The organism is Methanobrevibacter boviskoreani JH1 (assembly GCF_000320505.1).
GTDB classification, from domain to species: Archaea; Methanobacteriota; Methanobacteria; order Methanobacteriales; family Methanobacteriaceae; genus Methanarmilla; species Methanarmilla boviskoreani.
The window spans coordinates 183,859-209,380 of sequence record NZ_BAGX02000020.1 but is presented as its reverse complement, the minus strand read 5'-3'; the positions used below and the strand labels follow the sequence as shown (position 1 = coordinate 209,380).

The window sequence follows — 25,522 nt, the reverse complement described above, 5'->3', positions numbered from 1 at the left end:
TCCAAATGGTTTTTCCATACTTTAACCTCTAATTATTTATATTATAATCTTATAATCTTACAGGTTTAAAACTTTTTTGCATACCTAAATTTTATATAGTATTAAGTTTATATCTTATTTGATATCTTTTGATAGAATAATTATAATAATAGAAGTAATAAATCTAATAACATAATTAATTGGCTTGATTTAATAAATGTTTTAAATCAATTAAAAAATCAACAATCTAAGAATTGATAAATAATAATATATTTTTTTGTTGGAGGATTAGAATGGACTTAAATATTAAAGTAAATGATAAAGACCATTTGGATATTGGTGGTGCTGATGCAGTGGATATTGCAAATGAATTTGGTACTCCAGTATATGCAATAGATGAAAACCGTATTAGGGATAATTATAATAGATTTTACAATGCTTTTTCAAAATATTATCCTGACTTTAAAGTGTTCTATGCTTGTAAAGCAAATACAAACCTTGCTGTCATGAAAATCTTAGAGAGTGAAGGTTGTTGCGTTGATACAGTATCACCTGGTGAAGTTTATATCTCTGAAAAATTAGGATTCTCTCCAGATAGAATATTATTTACAGGAAATAACATTACAAATGAAGAGCTTAAAATGGTTCATGACATGGGTGTTATTTTAAATGTTGATTCCAGATCTGCTTTAAAAAGACTTGCAGAAGTTGTTGATCCTAAAGGTTTAAAAGTGTCCATAAGGGTAAATCCGATGGTTGGTGCAGGTCACCATGAACATACTATTACCGGTGGAGTAATGAGTAAATTCGGTATTATGGATAATGAGGCTACAGAAGTTTATAAATTAGCTCAGGATTTAGGATTTGATCCTATCGGTATCCATTCACATATAGGTTCAGGTATATTGGATCCGGAACCATTTAAGTTAGCTATTGGTTCTACTATGGATATAGCAGGTAAAGTACATGAGGATTTAGGTATTGACTTTGAGTTTGTTGATTTCGGTGGAGGTATAGGAGTACCTTATACACCTGATGAGAAGGCATTGGATATTGATCATTTTGCCCATGAAAATGTAGAGTTCTTTAAAGGAAAATTAAAAGAATATAATATGAAAAATCCAACCATGTTCTTAGAACCTGGAAGATATATAGTTGCAGATGCTGTAACCTTACTTGTACAAGTAAACAGTGTAAAACAAAGTTATAGAAAATATATTGGTGTGGACGCAGGATTTAACACCTTACTTAGGCCATGTATGTATGGTTCCTACCATCATATTGTAGATGCAAGTAAAATGAGTGCACCAATAACACAAGAGGTAGATGTCGCAGGAGATGTATGTGAATCCGGAGATTTATTTGCAAGGGATAGACCTCTTCCAGATATTGAGGAAGGAGATATTTTAGGTATCTTAAACAGTGGAGCATATGGATTTACCATGGCTTCAAACTATAATTCAAGACCACTTCCTGCTGAGGTTTTAATTAAGGATGGTAATCCAACCTTAGTTCGTAAAGCTCAAACATTTGATGATCTATTTAGAAATCAAATTATCCCAGATTATTTACAATAATCGATTTGATTATAAATCCTTATATTTGAGGAGGTATTTATTATGGATTTAAAAGGTCTAAAATTTTCTAAAATGCATGGTATCGGTAATGATTTTGTAATTATTGATGAAAGTAAACAAACAGTTATTTCCGAATCAGATAAACCTGAAGCATGCAGATTCTTATGTGACAGACATTTCGGTGTAGGATCAGATGGAGTATTATTTGTCGAAACCTCAGATGTAGCAGACTTAGGATATAGAATGTTTAACCCAGACGGTTCCGAAGCTGAAATGTGTGGAAATGGTATTAGGTGTTTTGCAGATTTCGTATATCGTAAGAAAATATTGGAAACAGAATCAATGACTATTGAAACTAAAAGTGGTATTAAAACAGTTGATATTACCTTGGAAAACAACGAACCTAAATTCTTTAGAGTTAATATGGGTTTATCCACTTTTAACACCGATGAGGTTCCGATGAAATATGATAAAGAGGAATGTGTCGACGGTGAAATCGAAGTGGATGGCGAGAAGTTCAATATCACCGTTTTAAGTGTTGGAAACCCTCACGTTATAATATTTGTTGACGATGTTGACAGTGTGGATATTGATAGATTTGGTCCATTGTTCGAGTCCCACCATCTATTTCCAGAGAAGATTAATGTTCACTTTGTTGAGGCCATCTCAGAACATGAAGGTAAAATGAGAACCTGGGAACGTGGTGCTGGAGTAACTTTGGCATGTGGAACTGGTGCTACATCTACAGCTATTGCAGGTTACAAGTTAGGTGTTTTCAGTTCCGATGTTCTTCTACATTTACCTGGTGGAAACCTTAAATTCACCGTATATGATGATAATGGCCAGTTAGGTGCATTTATGGAAGGACCTGCTACTTTAGTATTTGACGGGGAAATCCAATAAATTCTAAATTCCATTTTCTATTTTTTCTTTTTTAGACTAATCTTGATTTATGTCACTTTTTTTAGTTATTTTTTTCTGATTTTTTATTTTTTATATGATATATTGATAAATAGTTAAATTTATTAATTAATTTAATTAGAAATATATTTAATAATTATACTTATTTTATAAATTATTACCTTATTATTATTGGAAAACATTGGAAATGGTGAATTTATGGTAAAAGTTTCAGTTATAATACCTATATATAATGTTGAGAACTATTTAGAAGAGTGTTTAGATAGTATTGTTAATCAGACCTTAAAGGATATAGAAATCATATGTGTTAATGACGGTTCCACAGATAATTCATTGGATATTATAAATAAATATGCAGCTAAAGATGATAGGATAACTGTAATTGATCAAGAAAACGGTGGTCATGCAGTAGCTACAAATAGGGGAATGGATTTAGCTAAAGGTAAATACCTTTATTTAATGGATTCCGATGATTTTGTTAAAACAGATGCCCTTGAAAAATCATATAAATTGGCTGAGGAGAAACAAGTTGATTTTGTACTTTTCCAAGCTATAAACTATGATGATGATAATGACATATACTATAAAACTGAAGATTATTCAATGAACAAAGTATATAATAAAGTTAAAGATAATGTATTCAGTTATAAGGATTTAGATGGGGATTTAAGTTTTGGCATAACTGTAACTCCATGGACTAAATTGTATAATAGGAAATTTGTTGAAGATTGTGGGGCAAGATTCCCTGAGGGACTCATTTTTGAGGATAATGTATTTTTCTGGGAAGTTTTCTTTGCTGCTAAAAAAATCTGTTTCTTAAAAGATCATTTGTTCTATAGAAGATGGCATGGTAATTCCTCAACCCGTGCAGGTGATCAACGATTCATGGATAGTTACAAAGTTGTTGACTTAGTAATTGATGTTTTTAAAGAAAACAACATGTTATATGGGGATTATGAAAGAAACTTATTTAACAAAGCTGTTAGAACAAATTATAACAGATTTAAAAGTATTCAGGAAGATTATAAACAGAGCTATTTAGATGGTATTAGGGAAACCTATAATTCTTGGATTAATAATAAAGTTTCCTATGACGAGATTGTAAGTTTCTTATACAGACGTAATAAATTTATATTTGATACTATATTGGAAAATGATAATCCAGTAGTTGTAAGATTATCTGTTGAGAACTTTGATTTAAAAAACACTAATAAAAAACTATTGTCCTCTAGAAGTTGGAAAATGACTGCTCCAATGAGAAGGTTCAGAAATCGTTTCAGATGATTTTATTCTTTCTAATTTTATTTATTTTTTTTTTAATATTTTTATTCTATTTTAATGTTTTATTAATGATTTAATGTGATATAATGGTTAAGATTTCTGTAATTATGCCTGTTTATAATGGTGAAAAATACCTTAATAATTCTATTTTAAGTTTATCTAAACAAAGTTTAAAAGATTTTGAGTTGATTTGTATTGATGACGGTTCTTCAGACAACTCTCTAGAAGTATTAAATGATCTATCTAAAAAATATGATTTTATAAGAATCCTCAAACAGGATAATCAAGGTTCTGGTAAAGCCAGAAACTATGGAATTGATGAGGCTTTAGGAGAATATATCGCTTTTTTAGATGCAGATGATTTTTTTGTTGATGAAAACGCATTGGAAGAAATGTATAATGCCGGTGTGGATTATGATGCAGATATGGTTGCAGGAAATCTTTGTTATGCTAAAGATAATAAGATATTAAGAAACCATAATCCAAATTATGACCGTGATTTCTATTATTATTGTTCAAAGCTAGAGAAGATTTCTCCAAAAGACTATGGTATTCCTTGGGCTTTTTATAAAAATATTTTCAAGAAAGACTTTATAAAAGAGAATAATATTTATTTTCCTGATTATAAAAGAGGTCAAGATCCTGTATTTCTTGCAGAAATTTTAACTAGTATTGATTTTATGGTAACTGTTCCTGTTTGTTTATATGCTTATAGTTATGATATTGGTGGAGGTTCTAGATATAAGAATGACACTCCTGAGAAGAGATTAGGTTATATTAAAAATTATTTTGATTGTTTTAACTTCTTTGATAATGCAGGTTTCTATGAATCTTCCTATAAATATAAGCAAAGATTAGTTGGTTTTATCACAACGATTGCAGATGAATATAAAAGGGAATACTGGAAAGTAATTCATAAAGTTTTTGAGGAGGATAATCCTAATTATTTTGAAAATCTTGATGCAGAAACTGCCTTTCTTCAATTATGCATAATAGATCCAAATTCTGATTACCTCTCTAAGGCAATTAATGATGTGGATAAAAACTTGTTTAAGATATATTTAAAGGATGGTAAGATTCCTGAAAGTATTATGGATAAGTATTCTGAAATCTTATCAAATAATAAAGAGGACAGTATAACATTAAGTAAGGATCTGTTTAATTTCTTTTCTAAAGAGATTAATGATTTAAAAAAGGAGAATAAAAGATTATTGTCTTCTAAAAGTTGGAGAATAACTGCTCCACTTAGAAAATTAAAACGTAAATTGTGATATAATGGTTAAAATCTCAGTTATTATGCCTGTTTATAATGGTGAGGATTTTCTAGAAAGATCATGTAAAAATCTATCTAAACAAACACTTGATGACTTTGAGCTAATATGTGTTGATGATGGTTCTAGTGATAATTCCCTGGAAGAATTGAAGAAACTATCAGATAAATATGATTTTATAAAAATATTTAGTCAGGATAATCAAGGTTCCGGTAAAGCCAGAAATTACGGAATCAGTAAAGCCCAGGGAGAATATATCGCTTTTTTAGATGCAGATGATATCTTCATTGATAAAGACGCATTAGAGAAAATGTATAATGCAGGTATAGAATATGATGCAGACATGGTTGCAGGAAATCTATTAAGAGTTGATAACCATGGTAAACTTTTAAAGAACTTTAATTATGTTGATGATAACTATGCATATTGCTCCAAGATTGAAAAGATTCGTCCAGAGGAATATGGTATTCCATGGGCTTTTTACAAGAATATCTATAGAAAAGACTTTTTAGATAGATATGATATTCGTTTTCCAGATTTAAAAAGAGGTCAAGATCCTGTATTTCTTGCCCATATATTAACTAAAATTGATTATATTGTTACGGTACCTGTTAATTTATATGGTTATAGTTTTGAAGCTGCAGGAGGACCAAATAAAAGGATTAATAATTACGAGAAAAAACATGATTATATGATGCATTATTATCAATGTTTTAAAATACTTGATGGTGATGGTAAATTCAACGATTCCTTAATAAAATATGCCGAATCCCTTTTCATATTTTTATCATTAGAAGATAATATACATGATAAAGACTTGTTTAAAGCTGTCCATGAGGTATTTGAAAAGGATAATCCTGAACTTTTTAATAACCATTTAGAAGAGATAGTATGCCTTCGTTTATCCCTTGCAGATATGTATGATTTCTATAGTTATGAAAACTCTATAGATAATATTGAAGAGAGCTTAATTAATTCTAGTTTAAATGGTTCCATTCCAGATAAAATTCTAGATAAATACTCTGAATTTGTTGAGAATAATTCAAAAGAAGAGGACATGGTTTGTGTAAGTAAAAGTCTGATTAATAAAGCTATTCCTAATTTGGTTAATGAGAGGACAGGTAAACTAGAAGAGTTATTGTCCTCCAATAGTTGGAAGATGACGGCTCCAATTAGAAAGTTTAAAAACAGACTTAAAAAACAGTAATTATTTTTTTTAATTCTAGAATTTTTTTTATTATCTATTTTCTTTTAGTCATTTTATGTTATGGCTATTTTCTAAGATTCTAATCTAAACATATTTTTTTAAATCTATTTTTATTGTTTAAATTAAATAACCTGTGATTAAAGCAACCTCTTCAAAGAAGAAATGTTCACTAGCTGTTATCTCACATTTAAAACCTTCTTTTTCAAGAATGTCTAAGGTTTTTGGAATGTTTGATAATGATGACTGTATTAGCTGAACCTTTCCATTATCATTTAAATGATTTTTCACTTCATATAAGAATGGGTCAATAACTTTTCTTCCATCTGCTCCACCGTCGAATGCATAATTTAAATCATCATCGATAATATCATTTTCTTCGGTTGGTAGATATGGAGTATTAAATAAAATTACATCAAACTTTCTATTTTTCAATGGCTCAAACAGATTACCGAAAACAGTTTCAATGTTATCAATATTGTTTATTTCAAAATTCTCCTCAGCTAAGCTTAGGGCGTCTAAATTAATGTCTGTGACTGTGATCTGATTATCTGTTAGTTTGGATGCATACATGGCAACAGTTCCAGTTCCGGTTCCAATCTCCAATACGGTATCATTCTTATCAATTTCAAGATTGTCCGCTAAAAGGAAAGTATCCTCTGCTGGAATGTAGACCAGATCGCTTGTTTTTATTTGAAAATCTTCTGTTTTCATTTAACCACTTGATTTATTTTCTATTTTTAATATGTTTGCCGAAAACATAAGAACTATTACATAAAAAACATTAAATGAATGGTTCTTGTTTTGGGTAATGTTTTATTAAGAAATCGGATTTTGGCAGATTCCGTCCATATAGGAATTATATTGTGATTATAGAATGTCTTCTAATTCCTTGGTTAAATCTAGAATATCCTCAGGACTCAGATTAATTACTCTTTTTTCAAGTAAATCTTCTAGTCTTTCAGATTCAATAGACTTCAAATTGTTTTTTAGCTCTTTTTTATCTGAGTAACCTATTTCATGTCTAGAATTAATTAAAGAGTTTTCTGCTTTCTTGTTTTTATGCTGAAATAATGCTTTACATATCCTTGAATAATTTCTAAAGAGTTTCCCATCTTCTTTAAATCTGTCATTAGGAGTTAGTCTAACAACAGAGGAGTCTATTTTAGGTTTAGGCATAAAGCATTCTGAAGGAACATTCATTAGAAATTCCATATCTACCTTAAAATATAACATTGCAGATAGTCTTGAATAATTTTTACTTCCTACATTTGCAGTCATACGGTCTGCAAATTCCTTCTGATACATCAATATTCCTGATTTGAAAGGATATTCTAACAGTTTAAATGTTATTGGAGATGATATCTGATAGGGCAAATTGGATATGATCTTATCAAATTTTGGAAAATCTACCTTAAGGGCGTCTTCATTGATAATTTCAATATTGTCAATTGACTCTTCCATGGTCCTTTTTTGTAGAATATCTGCAACTTTTCTATCCTGTTCTATACAGATCAATCTCTTTGCTTTTTTAGCTATTTCCAGACTTAAAGTTCCTATGCCCGGTCCAATTTCAAGTATTGTCTCATCCGGGGATATATTTCCATATTCTATTATCTGATTTCTTTTATTTGCATCGATTAAAAAGTTCTGTCCCAGTTTATGGTTTAATCTAATATTATATTTATTTAGAACACTTTTAGTCTCAGCAGAAAGTGAGTAACCTTTACTCAATTCATCACCAACTTTATATTTAAGAATCTGTTCTACCTTCTTCTATGGTACCTTTTGTTTTTTCTTTTCTGTTCTCTATAATACTCCTTCATCCTTTCATTTGGAATTTGGGTAAACAGGTAATATTTCTTTTTACCTTTTTTTACAGTAGTGTTGTCCAGCTCTTGAAGGATTCTATTAGATATCATAGTAACCGGATCAGGTAGTGACGGGACTCTGTTTTTTAAATCCTCATAACTTTCAAATGGTTTTTCTTTTCTGGCATCAAGAATGGACCACATCATTTTCTTACCTATTCCAGGAATCAATTCCAGTTTATGGAGTCTTGTACTAAGTGATCCTGTTGTGTTAAAGAATTCAATGTATTTTTCCTCATTTTCCTCGACAATTTCCTTGACAACATATTCAAGTTCTATACGGCTTGTGGGGGTTAAGTTTTCATATTTAAGTTGTTTGACGGTTTTAATCTTATCTCTCTTACCAGGGCCAATGTATACCTTTTCATGTATTTCAATGTCTACATTCTCTTTGGGGATTAATTCAAGTAAAGTGAATTTTTCGGTTCCTATTGCCTGTGCGATTGGTTTTCTTTTATATCTAGTTTGATCTTTGTTTGTGTAACCTAAACTTAGATAATCTAGTATAATAGCATTTTCCTCTTTAACAAATAAGTGTTTGTTTTTATTTTGTGTTTTATCTGCCATCTAATCACTTCACTAAGTCATTTAATTATAATTATAAAATTGTTATAAACCTGGAAATATAATCTATAAGTGAATTATAATCTATTTTTTAATCTATAATAATTTTATTATTAAAATACTTTTAGATATTTTTCTAGATTATGAAAAAATTATCTATGAAAAAATAGTTAATGAATAAAAATAGTTGTAAATTAAGGATTCTGTTAAAATTAAACTTTATTAAAATTAGAAAAAAAAGATATTTAAAGTACTTAAATTAAAAGCCATAATTTTTTTAAAGATATAAAATTAAAGTAGTCTAAATCTTATTTAGACTATAAATACACTTGGATTATTGAATTATAATGTGTATTTTTCAACTATTTCAAGAATTTCTTCCATATCTTCTTTAGATAATGAAATTCTTTCTTTAGCAAAAATTAATCTCATATCATCTAAATCTTGAGGTAATAAATCAGCTATACGAACTGCATATTTCCTTTTAACTTTTCCTTCAAGTTCAGCTACTAATTTGTCGGTATCCTCTTCAGATAATTGGCTAAAAGTACTAACATGGTTTAATGTAACATTTTGTTCATAACTAAGGTCATGATTTTCACCAAATTTCTCAAGAATACTTTTTACTTTAGCTGCAGGTATAGGTTCTCTATTCACTGTATTTTTACCTATCATTGTATTCACTCTTGTAATTTTAAGTGGTCTGGTCTTACAATTAATTCTTTGTATTTGTTACCATCTTTTAATCCAAGTAAATAAGCACTACCTCTTTTTCCAATAACTTTAGCAGTTTTACCATGGAATCTGGAGTGTGGTTGTCCTCTGTGGATACTTGGGTCAATAATGATATGTACTAAATCTCCTTCATTGAAAGTTTGAAGTTTTTTAGTAATAGGGTTAGAACGACCAACACGTGGTTTTTTGGTTAATTTATTTCTTGATCTACTTTTAAATCCTCTTGATCTTTGCATTTTTATAACCTCGAATAATTATTCTAATAAAAAATTATATTGATTAGCCTATTAACTTAAAAATATATAATATTAATTTTTAGATTAAATCATTAGGATAAATCAATTTTATAATAAAAACATAGTTTTTTAGTATTTAATATATAAAATGGATAAATTTCATAAATTTTTATAAAATAATGATTTAATAATTTTGAAAATTTTTTCCATAAAATTAATAATGTTAATCTATTACTACAAAGTTATTAATATACTTTTAGTTTTTCGGCTATTTTTTCTATAAAAATAGGATTCTTGAAATTTTTTAATTTTTTTATAAATCTTCTAAAATCCTCTTAAATTTTTGTTTTCTTAAAATAAAGCCTATCGGTCTTGTTTAATTTTTTAATCTATAATAATATTTTAATATATTTTTTTTATAGTTAAATGGAATTAGGGGATTTCCTCACCTACTATTTTTTACTTACCTCAATAACATCTAGTTGCCTACAGACACACTGCTTATTTAAAAGACTGGTAACACTTGGATTACTTCTTCCATCATCTGATGAGATAAGTTCCTTAATATATAATCCCCCTTGGGTTTTAACTTTCATTTTAAATGATTTTGGGCCTATTATTTCAGTTTCAACACCTAAAACTCTCTTTTCTCTAACTTTATCGGCACGTCTTCTTAACACTCTCTGAGGGGTTTGCTGCTTAATCAAATCTAATGTTTTTAAAATCTCAAGTTCCCCTTCATCGATTTCATCATCACAGTCAACAATTGCCTCATATGCCTTATATGCATCTGGTGAGGAAAGCTTTATCTCTGCTTTCCTGTTTCTCTTTGAATACTTTAAATTGTTGTATTTTGTTTTACCTGCAGCATGTCTATTTGCCTCATCTTCCAGTTCTCTAAGGTCTATGTTTCTAATCTTAGGTTCCACAACCTCAATAACAAATGGTCTTCCGTCACCTAACATTAAAACATCAATGTCCTCTCTACCTGCACCATGGAATTTACAGGATCTTCCCTTGGTCTTTTCAAGTAAGACATCTGATAGCAATTCCTCAACGGATTCCGGATACATTTTACCTTGATAATTACAGTATTCACATCCCTTTCCATGGCACTTTCTGCATAACCATTTGGTCTGGGGAATGCCCCTTTTATATTTATTATAGGTTCCCTCTATAAAGATTGGATTTATTTGGATATAGACACTTAGATTGTCTTTTTTAAAGTTGATTTCAATGGTAATGTCATTATGTTTGAATTCGGCATCTTTATTGTAGATTAAACCAATTTCTTTCCCGATTATTCTATTGACTTCCTTCTTTATATTCTCAACCTTAAAGTCATATCTTTCTGAGATTTCATCGTCCTTATTTAGAATCTCTTTAGGAATCTTAGAACCTACTAAATAATTGTCAAATTCAAGGCCTATTGAATCAATTTTATCCTGTATCTTATTGAATAGTTCCTCATTAATCTTTTCAAATGTGTTCTGGCATATTGGACATATGTCATTGTTTTTAGGATTATCAAAAGAAAGTTCCTTTCTTATTTTAAGACCTCTCTCCTCATTGTCCTTTCCTTCAATCTTATCTGAAAACTTACGTCCTAGACAGTGATTACATATCTTGTTATCACTAAGTTCTATCAATCTTCTTGCAATATCTAATGTTTCATCTTCCATACTATCGACTGTTAAGGTTAATAAATAAAAAAATTTAAATTTTAACTGGGGATTATCTTCTCATTTGGTTCATGATACGGTTAATATTTCCGCCACCAAATCCTCCACGTTTACCAATACCTTTCATTGCTCTTTTACTATTGTTATAGTATTTCAAAAGTTCCTTAATGTCTTTTTCCTCAACACCGGAACCTCTTGCAATTCTTCTTGCCCTTGACTGTTTTATCATCTTAGGATTTTCCATCTCCTCCTGAGTCATTGAGGACATGATTATTTTAAATGTTTCAATCTTGTCCTCGGTCATCTTTGTAAATTCCTTAGGCACTTTATTTCCAAGTCCAGGTATCATGCTCATAACCTGTTGCATTGGCCCCATCTTATTCATCATATCGAATTGATTCCTCATGTCAACAAGTGTAAACTTACCACTCATCATATTGTTCATGGTTTTTTGAGCGACATCCTCATCGATGTTTTCCTCTGCCCTTTCAACAAGTGACTGAATATCTCCCATACCAAGTAATCTTGAGATAAACCTTTCCGGATCAAAGACTTCGAAATCATCAATCTTCTCACCGGTACCTATGAATTTAATAGGTGCACCGGTTTCCGCTACTGCAGACAGTGCTCCTCCCCCTTTACCTGAACCGTCTAATTTTGAGATGATTATGGAACCAATATCGGTAGCCTCGGAAAATGCCTTTGCCTGTTCTCCTGCAATCTGTCCAATAGTTCCGTCTACTACAAGTATGGATTCACTTGGATTAATAACATTGTCCAATTTGTTCATTTCCTCGATTAGATCGGATTCCTGTTTATGTCTACCTGCTGTATCGAATATTATGATTCTCTGGTTTTTAAATTTTTCAAGACCTTTTTTAGCTAAATCAAGAGCATCCTTGTTTTCAGGATCTCCGTATAAGGAAATATCTAATTCATCAGTCAATTGTCTTAATTGTTCATATGCCGCTGGTCTCCATGTATCTGTACATACAACAGCAGGGTTATATCCTTTTTTAATCAGATATTTACATAGTTTACCGATGGTGGTAGTTTTACCACTACCTTGTAATCCAAGAAATAGAATCTTAAAAGGTTTTTCAGTAATTTCTAGTTTTGCTGGTTCTGAACCACCTAATAAATTAACCATTTCCTCATAAATAATTGTAATGACATATTCTCTTGCAGTTATTCCTTTAGGAGGCTTTTCGTTTAAAGCTCTGTCTTCAATTCTCTTTGATAATTTAAAAACCAATTTAACGTTAACATCAGATTGAATTAATGCACGTTGTATATCTTTTACAACTTCTTTAACGGTTTTTTTATCAATAACAGACATTCCTGCTAATTTTTTTATACTGTTACTTAGGCTCTCTCCTAAATTTCCTAACATATCTATCAACAGCCTTTAAATTTTTAATTGAATTGTGTTTGTAATTGTTTTGACAATTATTAAATAGATTTAAAATATTGGTTTTTGTAAAATTTTAAAATATATTAAATATTAATAATATAGTAAGCAATATTATATTTTATTAAGTAAATATATAAAACTATAATTTTAATTAATAGTTTATAAATTTTTTTTGTAAATTTTATTTTAATTAACTATCTTTTAAAACAATTTTTAAAATTATATTTTTTAATTTAAATTAAAGAGGAAAATTATGCTTGAAGAATTAAAAGAATCATTAGTAAATGCACCTATTGTTAAAAAAGGAAATTACGATTATTTTGTTCACCCAATTAGTGATGGTGTTCCAACAATGAAACCTGAGGTTTTAAAGGAAATCTCAAAACTTATTGTTAAGAACTTTAATATTGATGTGGATAAAATTGTAGCTATCGAAGCTATGGGTATTCATTTGGCTACTGCTTTATCTTTAGAAACAGATATTCCTTTTGTCATTATTAGAAAAAGAAAATATGGTCTTGATGGAGAAAAAACCATACATAAAAAAACAGGATATGGCGAATCAACTTTATATGTAAATGATCTACATAAGGGTGATAGGATTCTATTGATTGATGATGTTGTAAGTACTGGCGGAACATTAATCAATACTATCGAGGCCCTTAAGGAAATAGGTGTGGATCTTGTTACCATTATTGCCGTTTTGGAAAAGGGTGAAGGTAAGAAGATTGTAGAAAGGGAAACAGGCTGTAAAGTTAATACCGTTGTAAAGATACATATTGAAAACGATAAAGTGGTTGTCGACGGCGTGGTTGGAGAGGATTACTAATCCTAAAGACTATTTAAATTCAATTATCTTTTTTTTTAAATTACAATTTTCTTGATTTTTATGTCATTGTATAATATGAATGTGGATAAGGTAATCAATCATATTAATAAAAAGGATTATAAAACGATTGGTTTACAATTTCCAGAAGGTTTGAAAACACAGGCTACCTCCATTGCAAAAAGAATTGAGGAAGAAACAGATGCGACAGTCATCATATCAGGTGATCCTTGTTTTGGATCATGTGATGTCTGTGATAAAAAGATGGAAGGTATGGTGGATATGATTGTTCACTATGCTCATACACCATTGCCTTTAAGATATAAGGTTCCTGTAATGTTCATTGAGGCTTATTCTAACGTTAAAATTAAAAAGGTTTTGGATAAAACATTAGAGTTATTGGATGATTCTAGTAAAATAGCACTTGCAACTACAACTCAACATCTTCATTTGATTAATGAAATCAGTGATTATTTGGAGGATAACGGTAAAGAGGTGGTGGTAGGTTCCTCCTCTAGAGGCACTACAAAGGGCCAAGTTCTAGGCTGTAATTTTTCATCCATTAAAAATCTCGATGCAGAGGTCTATCTTTTTATAGGTACTGGTAATTTTCATCCTGTAGGTATTCATCTGTTTACAAAGGCTCCAGTTATTGCAGCTGATCCTTATACTGGTGAGGTTAGGGAAATTTCCGATTATGCAGATAGGATTCTAAGAATCAGATTTGCAAGAATAACTAAAGCAAAAGCCGTAAACAAATGGGGTATTTTAGTATCTACTAAAGAAGGTCAATATAGAATGGCTTTGGCCAAAGAAATAAAGAAAAGCCTTGAGGATGAAGGAATGGAGGCTTACATTATTCTTGTAGATATGATTAGTCCTGAAATTCTTTTACCCTATATGGATCTAGGTGGATTTGTAGTAACTGCATGTCCTAGAATAGCAATTGATGACTCTGCAATGTATAAAAAACCGGTAATCACTCCTCAGGAATTGGAAATTGTTACAGATAAAAGAAAATGGGAAGACTATCAATTAGATGAGATATTATTTGATGAACGTTACAAAGAATAATATTTTTTAATATGAAATATATAAATAGTAATTAATTTTAAATATATTTATATTATAAAAAAATTATAAATAAGTATTTGATAAGCTTTATATTAAAAATTTAATAGTTTTTCATTTTTCCTATTTTTAGAGGTGTGTAAATGAAGGTGGAATCAGGAGATTTAGTAATGCCCGGCGATTTTTTAGGAATTGTAGAACAATATTTACCTGGTGAAGGAACATTTGATGATAATGGTACTATTAAATCTTCTATTTTTGGTAATGTAAATTTAGATTTGGTAAATAGACAGGTATCAGTCAGTCCACTTACAGGTAGTCCTATTGTCCTGGAAAAAGGAGACATGGTTTATGGGCAGATTACTGATGTTCGTAGTCAAAGGGCTTTAATTGATGTTCAGGGTAAATCTGGTGAGGATAGAGAATTAGCTTTACCTTATCTTGGTGCTATTCATATATCTCAAGTTAAAAATGATTATCTAGAGCGTTTAACTGATGCTTTTAGAATTGGGGATATCATAGAAGGTAAAGTATCTAGAATTACAGGTGAAAATATCGATTTAAATACTGAAGATGATGACTGTGGTGTTGTTAAGGCTATGTGTACTAGATGCCGCCAATTTTTAGAACCTACTAGTATGAAAGATGAATTAGTTTGCCCTAGATGTGGTAAAAAAGAGAAACGTAAAGTCTCTTCAAACTATCGTATTTAAGTTTTATTGTGTTATTTAGATTTAAATTATAATTATAATGGTTGATAAAATGGATATTGAAGTTTTAACTGATAAAAAATTAGAATTAGAAATTGTTCTTCATGGAGAGAAACATGCACTTTGTAATGCTTTAAGAAAAATTCTTATGGAAGATGATGATGTACAATATGCTGTATATGGTATTGACCATCCATTGATTGGTGAGCCAATAATGACTATCAAAACTAAGCAGAAAAAAGTTGCAAGAAACTCCCTTAAAAAAGCTGCTGAAACTTTAAAAGATCAAGCTGAAGAATTTAAATCTTTAGTAGAACAAATATAATCGTTTTTAATTTATTTTAGTTTTTTTTTTAAAAAAACTAAATTTTTTTAAATTATTCTTTTCTAGGCTATTTTGCTTTTTTTAAATTATTGGCTAGATATTGAATTATTTTAGAATAATCTTTTAATATTTATTTTTAATTTAGTAAATTTCTAATTAAGTTCTTAATTTTATTCCAATTTTATATTGAAATAAAAAAAAGTTTTAGGTGATTTAAATGTCTTATCATAAAAAGCCATCATTAACTGTTGATATTTTTATATATGATGATAAGAATAATTTTATACTCATCAAACGTAAAAATGATCCATATAAGGACTGCTGGGCTTTTCCTGGAGGTTTTGTAGAATATGGGGAAACAGTTGAAAATGCCGCAAGGCGTGAAGCTAAAGAAGAAACAAGTATTGATGTTGAATTAACTAAATTAGTTGGAGTCTATTCCGATCCCAATAGGGACCCTAGAGGTCATACAGTCACTGTTGTTTTCCTGGCAAAAGGTAATTTTGATGATAGAAAAGCAGATGACGATGCAGAGGATATTGATATTTTCTCATTTGAGGATTTAAAAAATATTGACTTGGCATTTGACCATGGGGAAATTATTAAGGATATCCATAAACTGGTTAATTAAAATGGTTGATAGATTAAATTTATATTGGTTTTAGTTTTCAATTAAATTTAAATCTATTTTTCTATTTTTTTTTAAAGAGTTTTAGGAATTTTTGATTCTATTTCAACTTTTTTTTTAAAATGAATGTTAAAACAAGTTTAAGAATATTTGATAAAATGCTTATTTTTTTTTAAAAAATCCTATAAATTTTATATAATAGTAAGTTAAATATAATTCATATTATATTAAAATAAATCTAATTAATGTTTTTAAATATTAATTTACAAATTACATTCTAAAAGTTTTTAATGTAATTTATTATTATAATCAATTATATTATTGGAGGTCTAAAATGGAATTCTGTCCAAATTGCGGTGCTATGTTACTTCCACAAGGTAACAAGGTCAAATGTAATAAATGTGGATATGAAAAAGATTTATCCAAATCAGAAACAGATGAATATGAGGTTTCTGAAAAAGTACAAGCTAAAGATAATGTTATTATGAAAGGGGAAGATATTGAGACCCTTCCGACTACTAAAGTTACTTGTCCAAATTGTGGTTTTACTAAGGCTTATTGGTGGTTACAACAAACACGTAGTGCTGATGAAGCTGAAACTAGATTCTTTAAATGTATGGAATGTAAACATGTTTGGAGAGAATATGATTAATTTTAATCATAGTGATGGAGAGTTATTATGAAAAAATCTAATAATGGATCAGATTATGAAGATTCTATTAAACATCTTCAAAATATTATGAAAGCTGTTAAGAAGACACCAGCAACTACAGAATCTATCTCTATTAAAGATGAATCTGTAGAGTATTCTTCCGAATCATCTGATAATGATGGTTCTAAAAAAGAAAACCAAAAAAAAGAATCTGTATCCAAAAGCATTTCCTCTAAATCAGATAGTTTAAAACCAACTGAGAATATTGAAAAGTCCGATTCTGCAGAAGACAAGAAATCTTCACTTGGAAATATTTTCAAAAAGGTTGATAAAATTTTAGATGAGGATTTAGATGAAGGTAAAAACGATAAAAAACTTACAGAATATTCCTCTAAAAATGATGAACCTACTGTACATATTCAAAAAACTTTAAATTATGAGAGTTTAAAAAATGCTAAGGATTTTGAACATGATTCCTCCTTTGCAGATGATGATAAGTTAAGTTTTGATAAATTAGAAATAGATGAAACAGAAGAATCAAAAATTAATAAATCTGATGAAGGGGCATCTTTCTCATTTGAAGACAATATTTTAAATAATGTTGATGATATTTTTGAAGACGATAATAAACCTTCTAAAAATGATAAAGAAGATATTAATATGAGTTTAAAGGAAAAATCAGATGAAAATGATTCGGTTGATTCTGAAGATAACTCTTCAAATTTTGAAGATATTGAAGATAATTCTGATAAGGAATTTTCTTTAAAATCTAAAACTTCTTCTTCTTTCTTATCTAAACTTCATCAATCATTTAAAGAAGTTGAAGAAGATAATGATAAAGATGAAGATAAAAACAAATCTAAAGATTTCAAGAAAGAATCTAAAACTGAAAATTCTATATTTGATGCAGATAGAGATAAGAATACCAAACCAGGAAAATCTGTTGAAGATAACCCGTCTGGCATAGGTATTAAAAAAGTTAACTTGAGTATAATTCCCATATTGGGAATTATTGTAGGTATTGTTACAATATCTTTAGGAATCTATCTTGTATTTGGCAGATCTGCAAGAGTTGTAGATAGTGTGGCTTCTGGAGAATATGTTGGTATGTCTATTCTCTTGTTTATAATTGGGGCTATCTGTTTTATATTTTCTTTAATACAGATTATTTCTGTTAAAACTCCATTCGATAACACTTTTGATGAAATGAGAAGTATTGATAGGGAAGATATCAATATGGATGATTTTCTAGATGAAATTACTGTTGATGATATCCCCGAGGGTAAAGAGACAGATAATGAAGATTTAGATGATGAAACTGAAATATCTGAAGAAAAATATGAACTAGAAGATAATGAAGACAATTATAATGTTACTAAAAAGTCTTTTGATTCTGATTATGTAAAAACAGATGCAGACGATTTTAAAATCACAGTCAACACCTCAGTTCATAATGAAGAGGATGATGATAAATAAAATCTTTAATGTTTTTATCTTTTTTTTAATTTTTCATCGGATTCTGATTTGCTCTTTTTTTTATTTTTAAGTTCTTTTTTTATTATGATTTTGATTTATTCTATTTTTTGTTTTTAAGTTCTCTTTTTATTGAGGCTTTGACTTTAATACTAAACCTGTTTTTTTCCTTTTTTAGCCGTTTTTTAAATCTTTTATATATTAGTAATTTTTATTAATTTTTTTTATAAATGGCATTGCATATTATAAATTTATAAGTAATGATAACAAAAAATATATAATAATATAATTTATTATAGATGTAATTTACTTATAAAGTTTATAATTATTTTAATTAAAAACTTTATTTGGGATGATGTTATGTTTAAAGCAGAGTTAAGTGACCCAAATATTTTAAAAACAAGTTTTGATGCTATTTCATCAATTGTTGATGAAGTACAATTACAAACTGATAGTGAAGGTGTCAGATTAAATGCTCTTGATAGAAGTCATATAACTTTTGTTCATTTAGAGCTTAAAGCAAGTTTATTTGATGAATTTATTTGCGATGAACCTGAAAAAATAAATGTTGACACCGAAGAATTGATGAAAGTTTTAAAACGTTCCAAATCTAACGATAGGGTAATTTTATCATTGGATGAAGGTAATCTTATTATTACCTTTGAAGGTGAAGCTAAAAGAACATTTAAAATACGCCTTATAGATATGGAATATGATGCTCCATCAGCACCACCATTAGAATATCCAACTAAATTTGATATTCCTTTTGCACTTTTAAAAGATTCTATTAATGATATTGATATTTTCTCTGATAAAATCATATTAATGGTTAATGAAGAGGTATTTAAAGCAGCAGCTGAAGGAGAATTCGGTGATGCTAATATTGAATATATACATGGTGAAAAAATAGATAATGAGGCTAAATCCATATTCTCTTTGGAAAAAATTAGGGAAATGCTTAAAGCAGATAAATTCTCAGATGTTGCTACTATTAAACTAGGTAATGATATGCCTTTAAGTCTTTCACTTAAAATGGTTTCTGAGGAAGGGGAACTTAGTTTCTTACTTGCTCCACGTATTGAATCCGATGAATAATCGGATTTTGAATCTTTATCTTTTAAACATATTTTTTAAACTTTATTTTCTTATTTCTGTGAGTGATTAATGTGGATAAATTTTTTCAAGAATTACGTAAAATCCAAAAAAAAGAACGGGGTAATAGTTCACTGGCTAAAGTGGATAATAATTTCTATAGTCTAATTTATTCCTATATTAATGATCTTATAGATAATGTTAGTGATGATCCTTTTTCAAATGTAAACTATCTTTTAAAGGATACTCAAAGAATTGCAACAGAAATCTGTGAAAGAAGGGAACATAAAATTGCCGAAGCGGCATTAATGAATATTCATAGGTCATATCATTTATTTAAAGGTAAACCTGAATTTGACTTATTGGATACTACCCCACTTAATCTAACTGATGAAGAGGAAAAATTGTACTATTCATTGATAGACGCATTTAAAAATCATAGAAATAACATTTCCTTAGATTCCTTCAATAAATCTAGTAAGAAAGAGGAATCCGCCACGGTTTTTAACCAGGATACTTCTAGAGAAAACTCTCATCAAATGGATGATTCAGATGATGAGGTTTTAAATAGGTTAAATGAAATCTCCAAGGGTAAAGTCTTAGAAAACGAGAAGAGGGAATCCGTTGAAAAACAGATAATTAATTCTAAAATTGAAAGGGCAAAAAAAAATAATGTTAACAATGCCCCTTTCAAGACTAACAAATCTTCTAATGAAAGGGAATCAGTAAACTCCTCCCGTGTAGTTACTAATCAGGATTCAAGTAATGTTGATGAATTAGATAACTTACAGGAATCTATCGATAATCAATTTGTAGATTTAAAGGAAGAGGATTTTTTGGATTCAAAAATAAAAAATAAACATCTGGTAGATAAAACTTTGGTTCTGGTTTTTAAAGATTTTAATCAGATAATTGGTGTTGATGAGAAGATTTATGGTCCATTTAAATCTCAGGATTTAGTTATTATGCCTAAAGCAAATGCTAATGTAATAGTAAGGTGTAGAAAAGGACGCATTATAGAAATCTAGCTAATTTTTATATTCCTTAGATTCTATTTTTTTAGTTAAGTTTAAATACTAATGTGATATATATAATAAATGTATCTATTATAAGATAATATGAATTACTTATTTTTTCTAAAAATAACTTCTTATTATATTGACTTATTCTTATAGATTATCTTGCTGGAGGGATACCTAATAAGTTCTTGTCTAGTTTGATATGAGTTATAGATACTATTGGCTAAAGGGATACTTAAATCGTTCCTGTTTAGTTGGTAATATTAAAAAGGTGATTATATGAAGATACCAAAAGAAAAAAGGACTTATTGTCCTTATTGTAAAAAACATACTATTCATGAAGTTCGTACTTCTAAAAAACGAAAAGCTAGTGAATTAAAATGGGGTCAAAGACAGTTCAGACGTGTAACTGCAGGATACAGAGGTTACCCAAGACCATTACCTAGTGGAAGTAAACCAGTTAAGAAATTAGACTTAAGATACAAATGTAAAGAATGTGGAAAATCTCACATTAGAAAAGCATTTAGAACTGGTAAACCTGAATTCGTAAGTCAATAGGTGTTTAATATGGCTAGCAAAGGAAGAGGAAATTTTTTAAGAGTCAAATGTTTAGATTGTGGAAATGAACAAATAGTTTTTGATCGTGCTGCATCTGATGTAAAATGTATTATCTGTGGTAAAACTATTGTTAAATCCCGTGGTTCCAAAGCTAAAATCATGGCTCATATCGATGAAGTTTTAAACTAATTATTTTAAATTTTTTTAATTTTTATTATTGCTATTTTTTATTTTTTATATATCCTAATAAAAATTAAGAACCTAATATTTTATATATGAAGGTGTTTTAATGGTAAGAAAAAACAGTAAATGGCCTAAAGAAGGTGAATTAATTGTTGCAACAGTTTACAAAGTTCTCCCTTATGGTTGTTTTGCTAAACTTGAAGAATATGTTGGAAAAGAGGCTTTCATCCATATTAGTGAAGTATCTTCTGGTTGGGTTAAAAACATCCGTGACCATGTTAGAGAAAATCAGAAAATTGTTGCACGTTGTATTAGAGTAAATCCTAAAAAAGGTCATATTGATGCTTCTTTAAAAAGAATCAGAGAAGATCAAAGAACCAAAAAGATTCAGCAATGGAAAATTGAACAAAAAGCTGAAAAATTCTTAGAATTATCTGCTAAATCATTAGGAAAAGATTTAAACACTGCTTATAAAGAAGTAGGTTATGACTTAATGGATATCTTTGGAGATATTTACGGGGCATTTGAAACTGCTGTTGATGAAGGTGCTACTGCTTTAACTGATGAAGGTATTAGTGAAGAGTGGGCAGAAGCAATCACCGAAGTTGCTAAAAGAAACATTACTCCTCCAGAGGTTCATATTAGTGGATATGTAGATATTCAAACCTTTGATTATAATGGTGTAGACATTGTAAAAGAGGCTTTACTCGCTGCGGAAAATAATGGCGATAATGATGGAGAGGTAATTAAAGTACAATGTGTAGGTGCTCCTAGATATCGTATTACTGTTACTTCAACCGATTATATCTTAGCTGAAAAAGAACTTCAAGCTGCTGCAGATAGAGCAATTGATATAATTGAGCAATCTGGTGGTAATGGAGAATTTTTAAGAGAATTAGATTAGTTAAATCTTATCTTTTTTTATTATTTTTTTTACGTGATTTTATAACTAAATTTTAATTCTATTTTTTGTGATATTATGAAAATGAAAATGCACAAGTGTAAATCATGTAATATTTATACCATACAAGATAAATGTCCTAAGTGTGGTGGAGAATTAAATGTTATTTATCCTCCAAAATATTCCATTGAAGACAAGTATGGTAAATATAGAAGGAAATTAAAAGAAGAATCTAAATGAGGTTAATCATGAAAAATACTCAAATTAAAGTTTTAGAAGAGGTTTCTTTAGATAATCCTATATTTATTGAAGCACTTCCAGGTATCGGTCATGTTGGTAAGTTAGCTGCTGATCATTTAATTGATGAGTTGAATGCCACTAAATTTGCGGAAATTTATTCTCCTTATTTCCCTCCTCAGGTTTTTATAGGTGAAAATGGAATTATCGAGAGTATGTCTAATGAATTATACTATCTAAAATCCCAAGGTGAAGATGAAAGAGATTTAATTGTTTTGGTAGGTAATTCTCAAGGTTTGTCTACAGAGGGCCAGTATTCCATATGTGGAGATATTCTTGACTTTATAGAACAGTTTGGCGTTAAGAACATTTTTACTTTAGGCGGACTTGCAACAGGTCAACCTGTAGAGGAGACTACAGTTTATGGTGCTGCTACCGATGAGGAGAAAATCGATATTTTAAAGGATGCAGGTATAGAAATCAGGTCTGTTGATGGTGGAATCATTGGAGCTTCAGGATTATTTTTAGGTTTAGGTCAACTTAGAGGAATGTCTGGTGCTTGTTTGATGGGTGAAACTCCAGGTTATTTTATAGATGCCGAAGCTGCAGAAGCATTATTAAATAAACTTTCTATTCTACTTAAAATAGAAGTAAACACCGATAAACTTGAAGAAAGGGCAGAAGAAACTAGACAAATGATTTCTAAAGCTCAACAAATGGAACAAGATATGATTAATCGTTCTATGCCAAAACAGGATAAAGATGATTTAAGATATATCGGTTAATTTTTTTATTATTTTTTTTAGTTTCTTACTTTTTTTTATTTCATTTTAATTAAATACTGAAACAGTCTATATTTTTTTAATTTCTTAATTTTTTATAATACTGGGGAATTCTTTATAATTTTTTAATTAAAAGGTATTACAGTGTTTTGTTTTATTTTTTAGCTATTCTTTAAATATGGAATTTGAATTTACTTTATGTATGATTATTTGTTTGATCTTTTTTTTTCAAAAGTTTAATATATTAAATTAAGCTAATCATTACTTATGTTAATTAATACTGATTTACATGTTCACAGTTGTTTTTCCATGGCAACATCTAAGGATATGTTAATAGAGAACATGGCTCCCAAAGCTAAGGAAAAAGGTCTTAATCTTGTTGGTACAGGGGATGCCTTCCATCCAAAATGGCTTGAAATGATTGAGGAAAATACGGAATATGTTGGCGATGGAATATACTCATATAGGGATTGTGATTTTATTCTAACTGTTGAGGTTGAGGCAGAAAAGAAAATACACCACCTGATTATACTTCCAAATATGGATACAGCCCGTGAACTTTCAGATAAATTGGTATCTAAGAATAAATATTCCGATGGAAGACCACGTACTAAAATGAGTGGCAGTGAAATTTTCGATATGGTTAGGGATTATGATTGTTTAATTGGCCCTGCCCATGCTTTCACACCCTGGACTGGAATGTATAAGTCTTATGATAGTATCTATGATTGTTACGGTGGAAAAGTTGATTTTGTAGAATTAGGTTTATCTGCAGATACAGATATGGCAGATACAGTTAAAGAATTAAAGGATTTTCCATTTTTATCAAACTCAGATGCACATTCACCATGGCCTCATAGATTAGGTCGAGAGTTTAATCAAATAGAGATGAAAGATATTTCATATTCCTCACTAAAATATGCAATAAAACATAACAGAATTAAAGCTAACTATGGTCTTGTTCCAAACTTAGGAAAATATCACATGACAGCATGTACAAACTGTCACAGTTTAGTGGATCCTTTAATAGCAAAGGAAAACAATATGAAATGTTTGGACTGTGGCGGAAGAGTTAAAAAAGGTGTAGACTATAGGATTAGTGAGATTAATGACTATGATTCACCTCATCATCCAGACTTTAGACCTCCATATGTCCATTTAATGCCTCTTGCAGAAATTATATCTAAGATTTATGATAAAGGGGTCACAACAAAAACAGTTCAAGGTAAATGGGAAAACCTTATAAATAAGTTTGGTCCTGAAATTGAGGTTTTAATTAATACTCCAATTGAGGATATTGAAAAGGTTGATTCAAAGATTTCAAATGGTATTTTGTCATTTAGAAATGGTACTGTACATATCACACCAGGTGGTGGTGGAAAATATGGTGAAATATCTTTCGATAAAGTGGAAAAACAGGAAAATACAGACTCAAAAAAGGTAGTTACATTGGATAATTTTGGTTGATTTTTAATATCTAGTGGTATTTATTTTAGATAACTTTTTTAAATAATTCAAGTTAAGGAAATTATATTTTAGATTATTTTTATTCAATTATATCAATTCCTCAGACTCTTCAATGAGTTTGAATATTTTATCATTATTTAATGAATAAAAGACCCTTTTATTTTCCTTTCTATTCTTTACAATATTGTGATGTCTTAATATTCTTAATTGATGTGAAATACTTGATTGGCTCATATCTAATAATATGGATAACTCACAGACACATAATTCTTTAATTTTCAATGCATTAATGATTCTAATTCTATTGTAATCCCCAAGCAATTTAAATATATTTGCTGTGTCTTCATAAGTCTTACAAGTTTTCATTTCCCTTGAAACTTCTTCAATAACATCTTCTCTTATACTTTTAATCTCACATATATCATTTGCCATAGTTTTATATTAAATTATATTTATTATAAAAGTTTCTAAGTTTAAAAGTTAAAAAATGAGAGCTATTTATAAAACGGACTTGGCGGGATTTGAACCCGCGATCTTTAGATTAGGAGTCTAACGCCCTATCCAGCTAGGCTACAAGCCCTTTTTTAATTAAATTTATGATTAAACAGTAAATTTTTTAGAGTAAGTAAAATTAATAAAAAAAGTATCTTTTATACGGACCGGCCGGGATTTGAACCCGGGATCTTCGGATTAGAAGTCCGACGCCCTATCCTACTAGGCTACCGGCCCATGTATATCAACATTAGAATATTAGTTTAAACTAATATATAAATATTACTATTTTTTAAGTAATATTACTAAATTCTAAATTTTTTAAAAAAAAAGATTATAATCAGTAAATGTTTTTACTGATTATTATGGTG

28 protein-coding genes and 2 tRNA genes are annotated in these 25,522 nt (G+C 29.3%); 20 read left to right on the top strand and 10 right to left on the bottom strand.

What is annotated here, in order from left to right; all coding sequences use genetic code 11:
- The first annotated feature begins 272 nt into the window (after positions 1-272).
- The 5 genes from lysA (at position 273) to ON24_RS05065 (ending at position 6,236) form a co-directional block, all read left to right on the top strand.
- Entirely contained in the window at positions 273-1,556 is a 1,284-nt protein-coding gene (gene lysA / locus ON24_RS05085) for a diaminopimelate decarboxylase (protein ID WP_016359221.1), read from the top strand.
- 42 nt (positions 1,557-1,598) lie between these two features.
- Positions 1,599-2,459, top strand: a complete 861-nt coding sequence (gene dapF, locus ON24_RS05080; protein ID WP_040682147.1) for a diaminopimelate epimerase — start codon at positions 1,599-1,601, stop codon at positions 2,457-2,459.
- Between the two features lie 216 nt (positions 2,460-2,675).
- Positions 2,676-3,761, top strand: coding sequence for a glycosyltransferase family 2 protein (locus tag ON24_RS05075; protein WP_040682146.1), 1,086 nt, complete (start codon positions 2,676-2,678; stop codon positions 3,759-3,761).
- Between the two features lie 83 nt (positions 3,762-3,844).
- Entirely contained in the window at positions 3,845-5,029 is a 1,185-nt protein-coding gene (locus tag ON24_RS08955; RefSeq protein ID WP_050553560.1) for a glycosyltransferase family 2 protein, read from the top strand.
- A gap of 4 nt (positions 5,030-5,033) precedes the next feature.
- Positions 5,034-6,236, top strand: coding sequence for a glycosyltransferase family 2 protein (locus tag ON24_RS05065; protein WP_040682145.1), 1,203 nt, complete (start codon positions 5,034-5,036; stop codon positions 6,234-6,236).
- 117 nt (positions 6,237-6,353) lie between these two features.
- Here ON24_RS05065 and ON24_RS05060 read toward each other — a convergent pair whose 3' ends face one another.
- From ON24_RS05060 to ON24_RS05030, 7 genes are all read right to left on the bottom strand, one after another.
- Positions 6,354-6,947 (bottom strand): HemK2/MTQ2 family protein methyltransferase, encoded by a 594-nt coding sequence (locus ON24_RS05060; RefSeq protein WP_040682144.1) that lies wholly within the window; start codon positions 6,945-6,947, stop codon positions 6,354-6,356.
- A gap of 156 nt (positions 6,948-7,103) precedes the next feature.
- Positions 7,104-7,967 carry a 16S rRNA (adenine(1518)-N(6)/adenine(1519)-N(6))-dimethyltransferase RsmA gene (rsmA, locus tag ON24_RS05055; protein ID WP_040682143.1) on the bottom strand — a complete coding sequence of 288 codons (864 nt, stop codon included), beginning with the start codon at positions 7,965-7,967 and terminating at the stop codon, positions 7,104-7,106.
- A 32-nt stretch (positions 7,968-7,999) separates the two neighbouring features.
- A complete protein-coding gene (locus ON24_RS05050) occupies positions 8,000-8,671 on the bottom strand; it encodes a DUF655 domain-containing protein (protein WP_040682142.1) in 672 nt (223 codons plus the stop codon).
- Between the two features lie 339 nt (positions 8,672-9,010).
- Positions 9,011-9,343 (bottom strand): RNA polymerase Rpb4 family protein, encoded by a 333-nt coding sequence (locus tag ON24_RS05045; protein ID WP_016359213.1) that lies wholly within the window; start codon positions 9,341-9,343, stop codon positions 9,011-9,013.
- 5 nt (positions 9,344-9,348) lie between these two features.
- On the bottom strand, positions 9,349-9,639 hold the full coding sequence (locus tag ON24_RS05040) for a 50S ribosomal protein L21e (protein ID WP_016359212.1): 291 nt from the start codon (positions 9,637-9,639) through the stop codon (positions 9,349-9,351).
- Between the two features lie 452 nt (positions 9,640-10,091).
- On the bottom strand, positions 10,092-11,321 hold the full coding sequence (locus ON24_RS05035; RefSeq protein WP_040682141.1) for a tRNA pseudouridine(54/55) synthase Pus10: 1,230 nt from the start codon (positions 11,319-11,321) through the stop codon (positions 10,092-10,094).
- Positions 11,322-11,373: 52 nt separating this feature from the next.
- Positions 11,374-12,720 carry a signal recognition particle protein Srp54 gene (locus ON24_RS05030; protein ID WP_198008290.1) on the bottom strand — a complete coding sequence of 449 codons (1,347 nt, stop codon included), beginning with the start codon at positions 12,718-12,720 and terminating at the stop codon, positions 11,374-11,376.
- Between the two features lie 268 nt (positions 12,721-12,988).
- Between ON24_RS05030 and hpt the strand changes: the two genes are divergently transcribed.
- The 15 genes from hpt to ON24_RS04955 all read left to right on the top strand — a co-directional run bounded on the left by hpt (position 12,989) and on the right by ON24_RS04955 (position 24,659).
- Entirely contained in the window at positions 12,989-13,564 is a 576-nt protein-coding gene (gene hpt, locus ON24_RS05025; protein ID WP_040682140.1) for a hypoxanthine/guanine phosphoribosyltransferase, read from the top strand.
- A gap of 60 nt (positions 13,565-13,624) precedes the next feature.
- Positions 13,625-14,635: a diphthamide biosynthesis enzyme Dph2 gene (gene dph2 / locus ON24_RS05020; RefSeq protein ID WP_040682139.1), complete on the top strand. Its 1,011-nt coding sequence runs from the start codon at positions 13,625-13,627 to the stop codon at positions 14,633-14,635.
- A gap of 140 nt (positions 14,636-14,775) precedes the next feature.
- On the top strand, positions 14,776-15,345 hold the full coding sequence (locus tag ON24_RS05015) for an exosome complex RNA-binding protein Csl4 (protein ID WP_016359207.1): 570 nt from the start codon (positions 14,776-14,778) through the stop codon (positions 15,343-15,345).
- A 49-nt stretch (positions 15,346-15,394) separates the two neighbouring features.
- Entirely contained in the window at positions 15,395-15,667 is a 273-nt protein-coding gene (locus tag ON24_RS05010) for a DNA-directed RNA polymerase subunit L (protein ID WP_369751280.1), read from the top strand.
- A gap of 217 nt (positions 15,668-15,884) precedes the next feature.
- Complete coding sequence (locus tag ON24_RS05005; protein WP_016359205.1) at positions 15,885-16,298, top strand: NUDIX domain-containing protein; 414 nt, start codon at positions 15,885-15,887, stop codon at positions 16,296-16,298.
- A 331-nt stretch (positions 16,299-16,629) separates the two neighbouring features.
- Positions 16,630-16,947 (top strand): transcription factor S, encoded by a 318-nt coding sequence (locus ON24_RS05000; protein WP_016359204.1) that lies wholly within the window; start codon positions 16,630-16,632, stop codon positions 16,945-16,947.
- Between the two features lie 27 nt (positions 16,948-16,974).
- Positions 16,975-18,423, top strand: a complete 1,449-nt coding sequence (locus ON24_RS04995; RefSeq protein WP_040682137.1) for a hypothetical protein — start codon at positions 16,975-16,977, stop codon at positions 18,421-18,423.
- A gap of 357 nt (positions 18,424-18,780) precedes the next feature.
- Positions 18,781-19,515: a proliferating cell nuclear antigen (pcna) gene (pcn, locus tag ON24_RS04990; protein ID WP_016359202.1), complete on the top strand. Its 735-nt coding sequence runs from the start codon at positions 18,781-18,783 to the stop codon at positions 19,513-19,515.
- Between the two features lie 71 nt (positions 19,516-19,586).
- On the top strand, positions 19,587-20,540 hold the full coding sequence (locus tag ON24_RS04985) for a DNA replication complex subunit Gins51 (protein ID WP_040682136.1): 954 nt from the start codon (positions 19,587-19,589) through the stop codon (positions 20,538-20,540).
- A 270-nt stretch (positions 20,541-20,810) separates the two neighbouring features.
- Positions 20,811-21,089 (top strand): 50S ribosomal protein L44e, encoded by a 279-nt coding sequence (locus ON24_RS04980; protein ID WP_016359201.1) that lies wholly within the window; start codon positions 20,811-20,813, stop codon positions 21,087-21,089.
- A 9-nt stretch (positions 21,090-21,098) separates the two neighbouring features.
- Positions 21,099-21,278 carry a 30S ribosomal protein S27e gene (locus ON24_RS04975; protein ID WP_016359200.1) on the top strand — a complete coding sequence of 60 codons (180 nt, stop codon included), beginning with the start codon at positions 21,099-21,101 and terminating at the stop codon, positions 21,276-21,278.
- Between the two features lie 100 nt (positions 21,279-21,378).
- Positions 21,379-22,176: a translation initiation factor IF-2 subunit alpha gene (locus ON24_RS04970; RefSeq protein WP_040682135.1), complete on the top strand. Its 798-nt coding sequence runs from the start codon at positions 21,379-21,381 to the stop codon at positions 22,174-22,176.
- Between the two features lie 75 nt (positions 22,177-22,251).
- On the top strand, positions 22,252-22,413 hold the full coding sequence (locus ON24_RS04965) for an RNA-protein complex protein Nop10 (RefSeq protein ID WP_016359198.1): 162 nt from the start codon (positions 22,252-22,254) through the stop codon (positions 22,411-22,413).
- Positions 22,414-22,421: 8 nt separating this feature from the next.
- Positions 22,422-23,195 (top strand): proteasome assembly chaperone family protein, encoded by a 774-nt coding sequence (locus ON24_RS04960; protein ID WP_016359197.1) that lies wholly within the window; start codon positions 22,422-22,424, stop codon positions 23,193-23,195.
- 264 nt (positions 23,196-23,459) lie between these two features.
- Positions 23,460-24,659 (top strand): TIGR00375 family protein, encoded by a 1,200-nt coding sequence (locus tag ON24_RS04955; RefSeq protein WP_040682134.1) that lies wholly within the window; start codon positions 23,460-23,462, stop codon positions 24,657-24,659.
- A gap of 87 nt (positions 24,660-24,746) precedes the next feature.
- On the opposite strand, the gene ON24_RS04950 is transcribed toward ON24_RS04955, so the two are convergent.
- The 3 genes from ON24_RS04950 to ON24_RS04940 form a co-directional block, all read right to left on the bottom strand.
- Positions 24,747-25,091, bottom strand: a complete 345-nt coding sequence (locus ON24_RS04950) for an ArsR/SmtB family transcription factor (RefSeq protein WP_016359195.1) — start codon at positions 25,089-25,091, stop codon at positions 24,747-24,749.
- 74 nt (positions 25,092-25,165) lie between these two features.
- Positions 25,166-25,239 (bottom strand) — tRNA-Arg (locus tag ON24_RS04945).
- 75 nt (positions 25,240-25,314) lie between these two features.
- A tRNA-Arg gene (locus tag ON24_RS04940) sits at positions 25,315-25,388 on the bottom strand.
- Positions 25,389-25,522 lie beyond the last annotated feature (134 nt).

What these genes read in the sequence shown, in the direction of transcription:
- ON24_RS05045 (WP_016359213.1), bottom strand. Translation starts at nt 9,343, where the DNA reads ATGATAGGTAAAAATACAGTGAATAGAGAACCTATACCTGCAGCTAAA.
- ON24_RS05015 (WP_016359207.1), top strand. Translation starts at nt 14,776, where the DNA reads ATGAAGGTGGAATCAGGAGATTTAGTAATGCCCGGCGATTTTTTAGGA.
- ON24_RS04965 (WP_016359198.1), top strand. Translation starts at nt 22,252, where the DNA reads ATGAAAATGAAAATGCACAAGTGTAAATCATGTAATATTTATACCATA.
- ON24_RS04980 (WP_016359201.1), top strand. Translation starts at nt 20,811, where the DNA reads ATGAAGATACCAAAAGAAAAAAGGACTTATTGTCCTTATTGTAAAAAA.
- ON24_RS05050 (WP_040682142.1), bottom strand. Translation starts at nt 8,671, where the DNA reads ATGGCAGATAAAACACAAAATAAAAACAAACACTTATTTGTTAAAGAG.
- dph2 (WP_040682139.1), top strand. Translation starts at nt 13,625, where the DNA reads ATGTCATTGTATAATATGAATGTGGATAAGGTAATCAATCATATTAAT.
- ON24_RS05065 (WP_040682145.1), top strand. Translation starts at nt 5,034, where the DNA reads ATGGTTAAAATCTCAGTTATTATGCCTGTTTATAATGGTGAGGATTTT.
- ON24_RS04960 (WP_016359197.1), top strand. Translation starts at nt 22,422, where the DNA reads ATGAAAAATACTCAAATTAAAGTTTTAGAAGAGGTTTCTTTAGATAAT.
- dapF (WP_040682147.1), top strand. Translation starts at nt 1,599, where the DNA reads ATGGATTTAAAAGGTCTAAAATTTTCTAAAATGCATGGTATCGGTAAT.
- ON24_RS04955 (WP_040682134.1), top strand. Translation starts at nt 23,460, where the DNA reads ATGTTAATTAATACTGATTTACATGTTCACAGTTGTTTTTCCATGGCA.
- ON24_RS05035 (WP_040682141.1), bottom strand. Translation starts at nt 11,321, where the DNA reads ATGGAAGATGAAACATTAGATATTGCAAGAAGATTGATAGAACTTAGT.
- ON24_RS04970 (WP_040682135.1), top strand. Translation starts at nt 21,379, where the DNA reads ATGGTAAGAAAAAACAGTAAATGGCCTAAAGAAGGTGAATTAATTGTT.
- ON24_RS05005 (WP_016359205.1), top strand. Translation starts at nt 15,885, where the DNA reads ATGTCTTATCATAAAAAGCCATCATTAACTGTTGATATTTTTATATAT.
- pcn (WP_016359202.1), top strand. Translation starts at nt 18,781, where the DNA reads ATGTTTAAAGCAGAGTTAAGTGACCCAAATATTTTAAAAACAAGTTTT.
- ON24_RS04995 (WP_040682137.1), top strand. Translation starts at nt 16,975, where the DNA reads ATGAAAAAATCTAATAATGGATCAGATTATGAAGATTCTATTAAACAT.
- ON24_RS04975 (WP_016359200.1), top strand. Translation starts at nt 21,099, where the DNA reads ATGGCTAGCAAAGGAAGAGGAAATTTTTTAAGAGTCAAATGTTTAGAT.
- ON24_RS05060 (WP_040682144.1), bottom strand. Translation starts at nt 6,947, where the DNA reads ATGAAAACAGAAGATTTTCAAATAAAAACAAGCGATCTGGTCTACATT.
- ON24_RS05040 (WP_016359212.1), bottom strand. Translation starts at nt 9,639, where the DNA reads ATGCAAAGATCAAGAGGATTTAAAAGTAGATCAAGAAATAAATTAACC.
- ON24_RS04950 (WP_016359195.1), bottom strand. Translation starts at nt 25,091, where the DNA reads ATGGCAAATGATATATGTGAGATTAAAAGTATAAGAGAAGATGTTATT.
- hpt (WP_040682140.1), top strand. Translation starts at nt 12,989, where the DNA reads ATGCTTGAAGAATTAAAAGAATCATTAGTAAATGCACCTATTGTTAAA.
- ON24_RS05010 (WP_369751280.1), top strand. Translation starts at nt 15,395, where the DNA reads ATGGATATTGAAGTTTTAACTGATAAAAAATTAGAATTAGAAATTGTT.
- ON24_RS08955 (WP_050553560.1), top strand. Translation starts at nt 3,845, where the DNA reads ATGGTTAAGATTTCTGTAATTATGCCTGTTTATAATGGTGAAAAATAC.
- ON24_RS05075 (WP_040682146.1), top strand. Translation starts at nt 2,676, where the DNA reads ATGGTAAAAGTTTCAGTTATAATACCTATATATAATGTTGAGAACTAT.
- ON24_RS05000 (WP_016359204.1), top strand. Translation starts at nt 16,630, where the DNA reads ATGGAATTCTGTCCAAATTGCGGTGCTATGTTACTTCCACAAGGTAAC.
- lysA (WP_016359221.1), top strand. Translation starts at nt 273, where the DNA reads ATGGACTTAAATATTAAAGTAAATGATAAAGACCATTTGGATATTGGT.